Origin of the sequence: Bacillus sp. FJAT-29790, assembly GCF_019039215.1 — a bacterium.
Classification (GTDB): domain Bacteria; phylum Bacillota; class Bacilli; order Bacillales; family Cytobacillaceae; genus Cytobacillus.
This window is the reverse complement of the sequence record NZ_JAHNZZ010000001.1, coordinates 736,300-749,626: the sequence shown is the minus strand read 5'-3', so window position 1 is coordinate 749,626 and position 13,327 is coordinate 736,300. Positions and strand designations below refer to the sequence as shown.

The following is a 13,327-nucleotide window of genomic DNA, read 5'->3' as shown; positions in this document are numbered from 1 at the left end:
ACTACAATCAACAAGTGCAATTATCAACATTAAGCTTTAACACAGCTTAAAAATGAAATGAAAAATCAACAATAAATCGTGCAAACCTTGATGAAGTAGTAAAAATCTTGATCAATCTAAACGTTCAATAATTGTGGCATTTGCCATTCCATGGCCTTCACACATCGTTTGTAGGCCGTATCTTTTTCCTGTCCGCTCAAGCTCGTGCATCATCGTGACCATCAGACGTGCACCGCTGCCTCCAAGAGGATGTCCCAGCGCAATCGCACCGCCGTTCGGATTCAACTTCGCTGGATTAGCGCCCGTTTCTTTCAACCAAGCTAACGTCACAGGAGCAAATGCCTCATTCACTTCGAATATATCAATCTCATCAATTGTTAAACCAGCTTTCTGTAATACTTTTTCTGTTGCCGGAATCGGCCCGGTCAGCATAAGCGTTGGATCAGAACCGACAACTGTTCTAGTTAGGATTCGAAATCTCGGCTTCAGTCCAAGCTCGTTAGCCTTCTCTCTAGACATGATTAATAAAGCTGCTGCTCCGTCACTGATCTGACTTGCGTTTCCCGCATGAATGACCCCGTCCTCTTTAAAGACAGTCTTTAATTCACCAAGAGTCTTAACAGATGTCTCTTTCCGTGGACCTGAATCATCTGTTACAATCATTTTTTCTCCATTCTCCAAGGTAACTTCGATTGGAGTAATTTCTTTAGAAAAATATCCTTCAGCTTGCGCTTTTAAAGCTTTTTGATGACTTTCATATGAGAATTGATCTAATTCTTCACGTGTAAAGCCATATTTTTCAGCGATTCTTTCCGCAGACAATCCTTGGTGAATAATCTCATACTTACTTGTTAATTTTTCACTAAAAGGCACCCCTTGATAGCTCGATCCAATCGGAACCCTTGACATACTTTCCACTCCGCCGGCAATGACAACATCCATATCTCCAGCGAGAATGGTCTGAGCGGCGAAATGAACCGCCTGCTGACTCGATCCACACTGTCGATCAATTGTTGTGCCTGGCACCTCAATAGGAAAACCGGCAATAAGTGCTGCGATTCTAGCAATATCTCCACTTTGCTCTCCGATTTGGGACACACATCCTAATATGACATCATCAATCATTCTTGATTCAATGCCCGCACGATTTACTAATGCTCTTAACACAATTGCAGCCAGTTCATCTGGCCTAATATCTTTTAATAATCCTTTTCTTCTTCCTATAGGAGTCCTTACTCCTTCAACGATAACTGCTTCACGCAAATTTCTTCTACCTCCCTATAAAGTGAATCTTCCATCAGTGGGGGTCTTACTGCCCGTTAATCTGCGATAAACCCATATTTTTTGCAATGATACTTTTCATTATTTCGTTCGTGCCTGCGTAAATACTTGCTACTGGGATATCCCGATATCGTCTCGCAATCTCGAATTCTTCTATATAGCCATAGCCGCCATGAAGCTGCATACATTCTGTTGCGATTTTCCTTGCGTTATCGGTTAATTTCCACTTTGCCATCGAAACCTTAGTAACGACATCCCTTCCTCTCATATGCTCTATAATCAATTGATCGAGGAATGCTCTACCCATTTCGATATTTGTCGCCATTTCAGCAATTTTAAACTGGGTATTTTGAAAATGACTAATCGGTTTTCCAAATGCTCTGCGGCTTTTGACATAGTCAATCGTCATCTTTAGCATTTCTTCTGCTGCCACTTGTGCTGCGATTGCAACGACAAGACGTTCCTGCTGTAATTTTTCCATTAAATATAGAAAGCCTTTGCCTTCTTTACCGATCAAGTTTTCCTTTGGCACAACGCAATCTTCAAATATCAATTCCGCTGTATCTTGACAGTGTAAACCTACTTTGTTAAGTTTTCTTCCTCTAGTAAATCCAGGTGAATTTCGTTCAACAGCAATTAGGCTAACACCTTTATGCTTTGGCACTGCATTAGAATCCGTTTTGCAAGCAACAATAATTAAATCCGCATGAATTCCATTTGTAATAAAGGTTTTTTGGCCATTTAAAATATAATGATCTCCTTCTAACCTTGCTGTCGTTGTAATACTTGCTAAATCTGAGCCTGCACTAGGTTCGGTCATTGCAATTGCGGTTATCATTTCTCCTGTTGCACAGCGAGAAAGCCATCTCTGTTTCTGCTCTATCGTTCCATAAGCGGTTATGTAAGGAACGACAATATCATTGTGCAATCCAATTCCGACTAGGCCTGACCCTACCCGTTCAAGCTCTTCATTGATTACAACCGCAAAGCCCCAATCCACTCCGCTTCCACCATATTTTTCTTCAATATCTGGACAAAGAAAGCCCTGCTCCCCCATCTTTATCCAGAAATCCCTTGGAATGATCCGATTTTCCTCCCATTGGCTGTAATGAGGATAAGCTTCTTTTTCTAAAAACCGACGCAGTGACTTGCGAAATATTTCATGTTCTTCTTTTAAGTATTGTGCAGTCATTGAGTTCTCCTCTCTATTCATTTCGTGAAAATTCAATGATAAACTCGATATGGTATACACTAGAAAAGTTCTTAAATATCCTAATTAAAACATTTGTATATTTTTAATATTCGGAATTCTAATTACCTAAAAGGGCGATATATAACTCTCATTTCAAAGGTAAAGCCTATTAAATGTATAAAAGAGTCTTAGCCTTAATCTGACTGATTTTCTTCCTCCTAGTTTTCTATAATTAGAGAATACCTGCTTTTACTTAGACTGCATCCGAATCCCGCCATCAAGACGTATGGTTTCCCCATTTAACATTGGGTTTGTAATAATGCTTTCAGTAAGCTTTGCGTATTCCTCTGGAAACCCTAGCCTTGAAGGAAATGGAACCATCTTCCCAAGGGATGTTTTTGCTTCCTCTGGCAGAGAATCAAACATCGGTGTATGAAATAGACCGGGTGCGATTGTCATTACTCGAATTCCGTACGCTGCTAGCTCTCTGGCGATTGGCAATGTCATGCTGACAACGCCTCCTTTAGATGCACTGTATGCCACCTGACCGATTTGCCCCTCAAAGGCAGCTACAGAGGCTGTATTGATGATTATTCCCCTTTCACCATCATCATTTACATCGTTCTGTATCATCCGCTCTGCAGCCAGCCGAATAACATTGAATGTTCCGATTAAGTTGATCGAAATCACCTTTGAAAACGCATCCAATGAATGGACCCCTTTACGTCCCAGAAGCTTGGCTGCAATTCCAATTCCGGCACAATTAACAACTGTATTTATTTTTCCTAACCTTCCATAACCGAATTCAATGGCAGCCTTCACCTCATCTTCCTTCGCTACGTCCGTTTTTATAAAAAAAACATCCTCCCCCAACTCATCCTGAAGCCTCTTAAAACGTTCTTCTGATAAATCTAAAATAAGTGCTTTCCCTCCATTTTTTACAATATTTTTAGCAGTAGCTTCTCCTAGACCTGATGCCCCTCCTGTTATAATTGCACGGCAATCTTGAATGTTCATCAGCAAACCTCCTAAAAGAAATATTTGATAATTCTTTCCATTCTTATGTCAATTTCTCCTGCTTAATAAGCTTTTTTATTATGAAATCAATTAATAATAGTTTCCATTTGCTATTTCATTTAAAAAAAGACCGATACCGGTCTTTTTTCTAAACCAATTATTAATTTGCAGAGTTCAAATTACGGTAAAACCTTTCTATAATAATCTTACTCTTCCTCTTCCACTTTCTTCTCTCGTTTAACCTGATAATTATTTCTTTCATCTTTTATTAACTCTATTCCTATTTTAGGGTCATAGAAAAACGTCCATGTTTTGTTCGTCTGCTTTTCGATTTTTATTTTTAACTGATCAGCTTTGTTTATTCTATCTACAAGCTTTTTAATTCCGATGTCTAAGGGGATGCTATGGCCATGGGATGTAATTACGCGGGTTTCATTGTTGGTAATTTCCTCATAATCTTCAATATGATGTAGGGCTAGCCATACACAAAGATCATGGTTTGGTGAAATATACGGGATCCAGTACATGTCAGGCGTGCCATTGATGCGGATGGGCGGCATATGGCATGGACCGATAATTGTTTTTGAGCCCTTCATCGCTCCTTGCAGATCTGAACCGTAACGATTTAGGCTAAAGGTTACGATATCCCTTGGCTTCTTTTTTACGAGAAATGTATGTTTACCTTCTATGACCTTCGAATAAATGTTACCGAATGAATCAAATTCCGGGATAATCATGACTGTTTCAGGAACGATTACATACTTACTGAACGATATTGTTTTCATTAAGCTACACTCCTTTAAGATTCTACACCATTTAATATTTTTTCAAAAAGGAGTATACTAACTTTAAGAGGTTGGTATACTCCGGCCTCCGGTAAACCCTCTGGTCCCCGTCCACCACGACTGAACCCAGAGGGTTTTTCTTTTATTGTTACATGTTCATCACCTCCCTTGGTTTTCTAGCCAACTAATGATCTGCATATGTGTCGACCGATCATTGTTCAAATAATAATAGTTTCCATACCCACGACTTAAGCCATTAAATTGTTTCCATACCGAATTTCTCCTGCTCCAATCCACATTCACTAAGGAATCAAGTTTCCGGATGATATCCGTTTTCCTTTGTTCGTAAGGCTCGCTCACCATCTCTCTATTTGTATAGCAAGCTATTGCCATCACAAGTGGAAAGCCTGCGAGCATACATTCTTCATAGTTTCCGATTCTTTCAGTTGGGTATAAGTCGAACAACTTCTCAAACCAAATATTAATTAATTCGATATATTCTTCCTCTTTTAACACCAATTCAGCTTTAATTTCAGTCGTCTTTACCGTCATTTTTCCTGTTAGAAATACCGCCACAAGCAAGCGAAGCTGCGATAAGGATAGAAAATTTTTGTTTGCAGGACGAATGATCGAACGCTTCTCCGTCTCAATTCCAGCTTTACGGAGTTTTTTATTCGTTTGCAGTACCTTGTTTGTGATTTGATTTAAAGCGCTTCTTGAATCAAATTCGATCCGCTTAGACAGGGCTACTTGCTTTCCCTTTGTGTTCATATCAATATAAAGCTGGTCCTCTTCTGCTTTTGTTAGGCCCTCAAATAACTGAACAGAGAGCTCTGTTTTATCTAAAAGATGCATGAGATCGTATGCTTTTTTTACATCTTCTTGGTTCTCGCTTTTCATGGCTTTTAAAAAGAAATCTTCCATTTGGCTCAAAGCTTTTAATCGAAGTGACCCGTCAACAATGTTCATTTTTTTAGGTTTTCCATTGTCCAGCTTTCCATTTTCAACAGCAGCAACGATCGGCGGGAAATAGATCTCCTCCGTGGAAGCGTTCTCAAAAAGATATTTTTTAATTCCCCTTACATGTAGCTGATTCGTCTCCCTTAATTGAAGCCTCCCATCTACTAGCATCGCTAAAAGTTCTTTACACGTATATGTAATAAAAGACTGGCGCTTTGTAAAAACATTATTTATAATCATTTGACCAATGCCTTTCATTTTCAATTATTTTGATAAATTCTAATGCTGTTTTTTGTATGTTTCTATTTGCAGAGTGGTTTTTAATTTTTCTAGTTGAAGAATCATATAGATGCTGAAATATGAAGTCATCGTGTTTCCATGTGCAACCCTTTTTAAGAATTAGAAGTCCTTTTATCGCTTTCGAATAGGACAAATCGTATTTTTTCATAAGCTGATTTACACAATATCCAAGGGAGATTTGGATTCCTGAAAAGCCACTAACATATCGGCTTCGATCGGCTGTTTGCCTAGGAAAAATATTGCTCCATACATCGAAGAATTCCTTTGCAATCCTTTCTGCTTCATCAGGCTTACAGCGGTAAGAAGGTTCGCCTCTTTTGACTGATATGTTTCCTTCGAACATGGCAATAAGGCATTTCCTCATCGTGGCAAGGGATGTAAGTGACGAATTATGGAAAGTTATCCTAGATAGGTTTTGTTCAATTTCAAATCGATTTTCAAAATTTTTTGCGATTTTTCTAGTTAATTCAGTATAACCATCTCGTTTATCATAAAGCATGACCTGACCGATGTGAGCCTCTCTTCTTTCGCTATTAATGTCACTAAAAAGTTGCCTCTCTTGCTGTTGTTCTAGCTCTAAGTATACTTGCATAGAAACAGGATATTCCCTCAGAGATTCGATGTATTTATGCAATTTCTCGGCCTCTTCAAAACGACCTCCTTCTTCGGCCGATTCCTTTCTTGCCTTCAAATGGCTAATTGCTGAAGATAGGCTTGCAGATCTATGCATACCATCTAAAATATATAGTTTACATCCTGGTTCTAATTCCCAGCCATCCCTTGTTTCCTTTATTCCTCCACGTGCCGAAAACACAAACGGTGAAAAGTAGAAATCCTCGCCAGCCTCAAGTGCCTTTATCATAAACTCACGAATCTCGACTCGTTTTATCGGATCTAGTTTTCTCTGTACTTGCTCATCTACTTCAAAAATGGCCTCCAGTGTAGAAAAACGCAGCTGGGTAGCCAGAATTTTTTTTCCGAATTGGGTATATCCCGTTCCCATAATTTTTGCTAGTACCCCAATATTTGACATAACTACCACCTCAACCCAATGATAACAGTACTTTACTCCTGTTGTAAAAGCATTTTCTAAAGGATGGTAGATCTTTTTTCCTACTCGCATCTAGATTGTACTTCAGTTATTTCCTTACTATTGACAGATTTTTAGATTTGAATTAAAATATTTAACTTCGCAAAATAAAGAACAGGCCATTCAGCCTGTTCGTAAGTAAAATGATGTTTTTTTGTTCATTATCACTAGCATGGTATGTGAAAGTACGACTTCTGACAAAGTTCATGAAATATTCAAAAAAATAGTAGTTATAAATTTTTAAACATATATTTTCATGTTTTTGTTAAAAATCTAAATATGCGATATCGCATTTTCTAGACTCGTTTATTCTATAATGACCCTACAATCCTCACTCCTCTAGGCTGTGTACTATTCGAGTCCGGTTCTACTGTGATCCCAATCTGGTCAAAAATTTGCCCTTCCGCTAACTGATAGGTTAGTTTTCCGTATCCATTCTCGTCAGGTTTGAATATTCCGCCGTCTTCTCTTTTGCTGTTTTTTAGGATCCATACCTGATAAACCTCCGAACCTTCTATTTTAGGCAATTGGTATACTTGAACCACTAAATTTTTCCTTGATCCTTGCTGAACAATATAGGCCATACCGCCCGTTTTCAAATGACTATGTTCGGATGCTTTTAAAGGGATGGCTGATAAAATTTCGATCGGTTCATTTTTTGGAATTGCCTCTTGATGAATTGTTTGCTGAACACTCCATATTCCAAGACCTGCCATGGCGATGAAAAGGAGTGTAATAATGCCGGCAGTAAAAGGAGTAAATTGCTTTTGAAGTACTCTGACAAACTCTTTTAATTTTGAAAAAAGTGGTTCATAGAGGCTATCAGTATCATGTTTGAAAACGAAATCGAGCACTTCTTCTTTTAAAGACTCAGGGACATCTGTCTCTATATAATCAAATTGTAAAGCACTCCAAGCTTGGGATAATTCTTTATACTCTTTTGTACATTCCGTACAATGGTTTAAATGCTCCTCAAATTCCATTTGTTTATTGTCATTTAATTCATTTGCAATATATAAAAGTAAGTTATCACATTCCCTTCTCATTTTGAATCCTCCAGTTCTAAATGCTTCTTTAACCGTTTGAGCGCTTGGTGCAGCCTGTTCTTAATCGTACCCAGTGGCTCATTTTCAAGCTTCGCTATCTCAGTAAGAGAATAGCCTTTCCAATATAACATATCTATTAATTTTCTTTGTGGCTTCGTTAATTCGTTTTTCGCTGCGGTAATTTCACTAACATTCACTCTTTGATCAATTTCGTTGACTGGGTCTTCAATATCGATCATCTGATTTTGATGATTTTGTAAAAGTATCTTCTCTTTTCGTAGATAGTCGATACAAATATTGCGGGCTATGGTTAAGAGCCAATTAACAAAGTGACCTTTTTCGGGATCATAGCAGCTGTTTGTTGTCCATAGCCTTAAAAAAACTAATTGAATAATTTCTTTTGCCTTTTCTTCGTTTCCATTAGTGAACTTAATAACAAAACTATACACCAGTTTTATGTATCGATTATAGAGCTCTTCCAAAGCAGGACGGTGTTTTCTGTTCACTAATTCCATTAATTCCCCATCGTGTTTTTCATTCACTCTATCTATGCACTCCCTACTATTAAATCAAAATAGATTTCTGTCATTATACTATCTTGAGATAAGTAAAGGAACCATCCTATTTGATAGTTCCTTTGCAATTAGCAAGGTTATTAAAATTCGGTTTCGTTATTTACAACAAACCACACATCTTTAACACCTTGACCGTTGATATCCCCTTCTTTTTGATCTTTTACAAAGTAATATAGGGGATAACCTTTATAGGTTCTTTGTTTTATTCCGTTTTCTTCCCTAGTAATAACACCAAAATCTTTTTGATTATATCCTTCCGGAACTGTAAAACTTTCCTCTGTAAATGCCGGCCAATTGCCCAGACACTCTCCGCTGCAATTACTTTTACCTGACTCATCTTTTGTAAAGTAATATAAAGTCATTCCCTTTGAATCAGCTAAGTATTTACCAACACCTTCATTCTCTAATGATTTTAGGCTGTCAGCTTGTACTTGCTCTGTTTGTTTCCCATCTGTTTTTTCGACTTCACTGTTACCACAGGCCACTAACACCAAGATAATAGAAAACATCACTAATGTAAGTACTAACTTTTTCATTTTCATTCCTCCTAGATTCTGATAATTTTCGACTTTTTTCCACTACTTCCATCCCCATTTTTGAAAGACTTTGTGAGAAGATTCCGTTTTTAAATAATCAATGAATCGTTGTGCTTCTTTTTTATTACTTGTGATGTTCGTAAGAGCTATCGGTGTTCCTCTGTAAAGCTTTTCTTCTTCCGGGAGTTCAACTAGTTCCGTTACATCCTCAAGACGGTAATGCCAGGATTCATATGTAATCCATGCATCTAACTTAGCATTTGATTTCCATAACTCAATCGCTTCAGCACTGGACTTCACAGAGATATCAATATTATTGCTGATTTCTGTTATCAGTCCTTTTCTGCCCGCTAAATCCTCCCACAGACCAAGTTGTCCTGCACCATTTACATCTACAATTTTCACACCTTTTTTCGTTAAATCTTCTAAGGTTTGTATCTTCTTCGGATTTCCTTTCCGGACCAATATTCCTGCTGATCGTGGATATAATTCTGAGAGCGTTTTGTCATTAATCATCCTTGGATAGTCGAACATAAAATTACGAAGCATATACTCAGAACCTCCGTAAATGATATCCGCATCCTGCTTTGCCTGATCAATCCAATTTGTTTCAGGACCAGCCGTCACAATTACTTTGATTCCCGTTTCAGATGAAAATTTTTCTGCTACTTCCTTTATTGGTCCTAGTGGTCCGCCTGGCCCATACACTCTAATGACGCCATCATTCTCGATGGATTTAGATTTAGATAGCGTTTGGGACCCCGAAAGCTGATCAAAATTCGCGAATGCCGACAATCCTGCAACCGTGAATATAACCAAAAGAAGGGCAGATAGGAAAAGTGCTCTCTTCATCTTCATTCCTCCAATTTATTATTTTGTTCCCGTTCATTTAAAGGAAACGAAATGAAATTGAAAACGGTTTGATGTTAAGATCAAAATAGTCGGAAAGTTCCATTTTTTTATTTTAAATGATGAAAAAGCACTTGCAATCAACTAGTCTTTTAGCTTGATAGCAAGTGCTTCTTCTCTTATTTGTTAATTACTACAAGCTTAACCTTCAATCAATGCAAAATAGTACACCTCTTCTCCATCAAACTGCACAATCAATTAAAGGATCGATTCATCAATAGTTAAATGTAATTTTGTTCCTACTGGCAGTTTCATTCGTCTTGTGATTTCACCCTACAGCTTCCCTTTTATTTTGTCACAACAAAAAACGTCCCTTTGGACCGGGACGTTTTGCACAAATCTATTGATATCACTTTCATTAACACGATTGAGTCCGAACAATTTTATTTCAATAAATTAATACTCGTAATAATAATCGGCATGGCAAATACGTCGATTAAAAACGCACCTACTATCGGAACAATTAGAAATGCTTTTCTGGATGGTCCAAATTGTTCCGTAATGGCTGACATGTTCGCCATTGCATTCGGCGTAGCACCTAGTCCATGTCCTGTAAACCCTCCGACCATTACAGCAGCATCATAATTTTTGCCCAGCAATTTAAATAATACGAAAATGCCTAAAAGGACAATGAAAAGTACTTGAACAAATACAATCACTAGCATTGGCAATGCTAAATCAGCCACTTCCCATAATTTAATACTCATTAGTGCCATTGAAAGGAATATTCCTAGTGTTACATCGCCAATTAGATTGATGCTCTTCATATCTACAGCCTCTTTATTAATACTATCAAGGATGTTTCGAAAGATAACGGCTAAAAACATTGCACCAACATAACTCGGAAGGACAAAGCCTGTCGCTTTTGAAAATAACTCACCTAAGTAAGAACCCGCAGCCATACATAAAGTGATGATGAGAATTTGAGTCATGAACTTATGAGAGTTGATCCCTTTGGATGACTCTCCAGTTTCATTGGCAGCTGATACCTCTTCAGCTGCCTCCGTTTCTGTCGGCTTCAATTTGTATTTCGTTATTAAGTATTTTACTGTAGGTCCTCCAACTAACCCTCCCGCAACCAGACCAAAGGTTGCAGCTGCAAGACCGACAGATAAGGCCGAATTGATACCAAGCTCTTCTAAGGTTCCACCAAAGGCTGTTGCTGCACCATGACCGCCTTCCATGGAAACAGCACCAACCATAATCCCTAGTAATGGCTCTAAGCCAAGAACTTTCGCAAGTGTTATGCCAATAAGATTTTGAGCTAGTGCTAAGAATCCGCACGCGATCCAGTAAATTACGAGCAGCTTTCCACCAAGCTTGACGAGTTTAAAGCTTGCTCCTAATCCTACAGTAGTAAAGAATGTGAGCATAAAAAGGCTTTGTAAAGATGTATCTAATGAAATATTTAATATTTCCGTCTGTTTTAATACGGTTACAAGAATAGCGAATAGTAATCCCCCTACAACTGGTGCGGGAATACAAAAGCGTTTCAAAAAACTTAATTTATTAATTAGCAGTCCACCAGCCATCAGAAGAGCCACTGCTAGAAATACGGTTGTTATTTGATTTAATTCCAGATTCATATGTTACCCCCGATAATCATGTTATTAAAAGTTTATTATTGCTTCATTAACTAACTGTGCTGCCAACGCAACTGTCTTATTGTTTTCATCAACGGTAGGATTTACTTCGGATATATCAAATGAAAGGGTTTTGTCATTTGAGACGATATGGCGTACTAAATAACGCACTACTTTTGGTTCAAGACCGAATGGAGATGGGGCACTAACACCCGGGGCATACGCAGAATTAATGGCATCTGTACATAAAGTAAGGATGACATGATCATATTTGTTAATAAAATGATCAATCTGTTCCCTTACTCTTTCTACATCAGATATTGTCATTTCTTCTTCTAAAATGTAGTCAACATTATACTGTTTTGCAGTAGCAAATAGGGCCATTGTATTCCCAGACTTTTGTATTCCGGCACAAAAATAGCCGCACTGTGGATCATTGTCTAGAATTTGCTTAAACATTGTACCTGATGAGCTTTGTTCCTCATAGGATCGTAAATCAAAATGGGCGTCTATATTAATTATTCCTAGATTGGCGTTCGGGCCAATCGATTGCCTAGCTCCAAGATAGTGCCCATAAAATGTTTCGTGACCTCCTCCTAAAATGATTGGAATTACTCCTTTGTTCAAAAGGTAAGCAACAGCTTCACCTAAATTTGATTGCGCCTCTTCCATTTGGTCACCTTCACAATGAACATCTCCAGCATCCAAGACTTCTGTCTGGTCCGATAAATGACAAGGAAGTTTAGCCAATGCCTGTCTGATTTTATCCGGAGCTTCTGCTGCGCCAATACGACCTTTATTACGATTAACTCCTGCATCGCACTTGAACCCGATGATTCCAAATGTTTTTTCATTAGCAGTAACAGATGGCAATCCTTTCAAATTAACTCTTTGATGAAATCTAAAACTTAAAGGATCTGTATTGCTGTCAATTCGTCCATACCAATTTTCTTTTGATGGTTCAGTATACATGGCTTCTCCTTTTAAAAAAATTCTGAGTAATAGCTTTAATGAAATTATAAATTGATAAATATATTATTACCAATACGAAAATTATATTAATATATAGTTTTTAACTATAAATAAAGGGAGAATATAATATGGATCTTCGCCAACTGCGTTATTTTGTTACAGTCGTCCAAGAAAAGCATTATTCTAAAGCTGCCAAAATCCTGCACATTTCTCAACCTTCATTAAGCAATGCCATTAAGAAATTAGAAGATAATGTAGGCTTTCAGCTGCTCGAGAGGAGCACTCGGGGATTTGCATTAACTGATGCCGGAAGTGTTTTTTATGAGAAATCCTTAGAACTAGTAAGAAAATTCGACAATATGCTCAAAGAACTTGATGAAATGAAACAAATGGGAAGTGGTAATATTTCGATCGGAATGATTGAATCCGCTAAATTCTGGCTTCCAAAGGTTGTTAAAAAATTTAAAGCGAATTCCCCTAAAATCCATTTTCAATTTAAAGAGCTATTGGGAAAAAGAAAAGTGTTTGATTCACTCATTCATTATGATGTCCATTTTACGATTACAAATCAGCCGATACACAAAGAAGAAATTATACTGATTCCCATTTACCACGAAAAGTTAATCCTCGTCACACATAATGAGGATCCGCTAAATCTATTAGATGTTGTCACTCTTCCTGACTTGCAAGGCAGAGATTTAATAATTAGTACAATAGGATTTCAAACAAGAGAGGATATATTAAATGCGTTCGAAAAAGAAAAAATAAACCATCACATTCGATATGAAATTGAGCGATTTGAAACAGCCTGCAGCCTAGTTGAACAAGGTCTTGGCATTACGATCCTACCGGAAAGCTATATTAAATATAACTTAAATCCAAATATCGCTACTCATACTATTGAATCAGAGTATTTGGAACGTACAGTTTATCTTGCTTATTTAAAAGATCGTTATCTATCTCCTGCTGTTGAGGAGCTAATAGAAAAGGTTCAAAGCTTTTTTAAATAAGGTAAAACGTCAATTAGTGGGGGTTTAGGATTGAAAAACGCCCCCCTGGGCATTGATCCAGGGGGGCTCAT

At 37.7% G+C, this 13,327-nt stretch carries 13 protein-coding genes; 1 reads left to right on the top strand and 12 read right to left on the bottom strand.

Annotated elements, in window-relative coordinates:
• Positions 1-111: 111 nt before the first annotated feature.
• The 12 genes from BGM26_RS03570 to hutG all read right to left on the bottom strand — a co-directional run bounded on the left by BGM26_RS03570 (position 112) and on the right by hutG (position 12,246).
• Positions 112-1,263 carry a thiolase family protein gene (locus BGM26_RS03570; protein WP_217038368.1) on the bottom strand — a complete coding sequence of 384 codons (1,152 nt, stop codon included), beginning with the start codon at positions 1,261-1,263 and terminating at the stop codon, positions 112-114.
• A gap of 46 nt (positions 1,264-1,309) precedes the next feature.
• Entirely contained in the window at positions 1,310-2,473 is a 1,164-nt protein-coding gene (locus BGM26_RS03565; RefSeq protein WP_217038367.1) for an acyl-CoA dehydrogenase family protein, read from the bottom strand.
• A 249-nt stretch (positions 2,474-2,722) separates the two neighbouring features.
• Positions 2,723-3,490 (bottom strand): 3-hydroxyacyl-CoA dehydrogenase, encoded by a 768-nt coding sequence (locus BGM26_RS03560; RefSeq protein ID WP_217038366.1) that lies wholly within the window; start codon positions 3,488-3,490, stop codon positions 2,723-2,725.
• Positions 3,491-3,696: 206 nt separating this feature from the next.
• Entirely contained in the window at positions 3,697-4,275 is a 579-nt protein-coding gene (locus tag BGM26_RS03555) for a competence protein ComK (protein WP_217038365.1), read from the bottom strand.
• Between the two features lie 159 nt (positions 4,276-4,434).
• Positions 4,435-5,475: a DNA sulfur modification protein DndB gene (locus BGM26_RS03550; RefSeq protein WP_217038364.1), complete on the bottom strand. Its 1,041-nt coding sequence runs from the start codon at positions 5,473-5,475 to the stop codon at positions 4,435-4,437.
• Positions 5,462-6,568 (bottom strand): DNA sulfur modification protein DndB, encoded by a 1,107-nt coding sequence (locus BGM26_RS03545; protein WP_217038363.1) that lies wholly within the window; start codon positions 6,566-6,568, stop codon positions 5,462-5,464. The genes BGM26_RS03550 and BGM26_RS03545 overlap by 14 nt, the downstream gene beginning before the upstream one ends.
• Before the next feature lie 368 nt (positions 6,569-6,936).
• Positions 6,937-7,671 (bottom strand): anti-sigma factor, encoded by a 735-nt coding sequence (locus tag BGM26_RS03540; RefSeq protein ID WP_217038362.1) that lies wholly within the window; start codon positions 7,669-7,671, stop codon positions 6,937-6,939.
• Positions 7,668-8,186 carry an RNA polymerase sigma factor gene (locus tag BGM26_RS03535; RefSeq protein ID WP_254119368.1) on the bottom strand — a complete coding sequence of 173 codons (519 nt, stop codon included), beginning with the start codon at positions 8,184-8,186 and terminating at the stop codon, positions 7,668-7,670. The genes BGM26_RS03540 and BGM26_RS03535 overlap by 4 nt, the downstream gene beginning before the upstream one ends.
• Positions 8,187-8,326: 140 nt before the next feature.
• The gene (locus BGM26_RS03530; protein WP_217038360.1) at positions 8,327-8,782 is read right to left on the bottom strand and encodes a COG4315 family predicted lipoprotein; all 456 of its coding nucleotides are present in this window, start codon (positions 8,780-8,782) and stop codon (positions 8,327-8,329) included.
• Positions 8,783-8,824: 42 nt separating this feature from the next.
• Positions 8,825-9,634, bottom strand: a complete 810-nt coding sequence (locus BGM26_RS03525; protein ID WP_217038359.1) for an extracellular solute-binding protein — start codon at positions 9,632-9,634, stop codon at positions 8,825-8,827.
• 440 nt (positions 9,635-10,074) lie between these two features.
• Positions 10,075-11,277 carry a sodium/glutamate symporter gene (gene gltS / locus BGM26_RS03520; RefSeq protein ID WP_217038358.1) on the bottom strand — a complete coding sequence of 401 codons (1,203 nt, stop codon included), beginning with the start codon at positions 11,275-11,277 and terminating at the stop codon, positions 10,075-10,077.
• Positions 11,278-11,301: 24 nt separating this feature from the next.
• Positions 11,302-12,246 (bottom strand): formimidoylglutamase, encoded by a 945-nt coding sequence (gene hutG, locus BGM26_RS03515; protein WP_217038357.1) that lies wholly within the window; start codon positions 12,244-12,246, stop codon positions 11,302-11,304.
• A gap of 128 nt (positions 12,247-12,374) precedes the next feature.
• Between hutG and BGM26_RS03510 the strand changes: the two genes are divergently transcribed.
• Positions 12,375-13,256, top strand: coding sequence for a LysR family transcriptional regulator (locus BGM26_RS03510; RefSeq protein ID WP_217038356.1), 882 nt, complete (start codon positions 12,375-12,377; stop codon positions 13,254-13,256).
• Positions 13,257-13,327 lie beyond the last annotated feature (71 nt).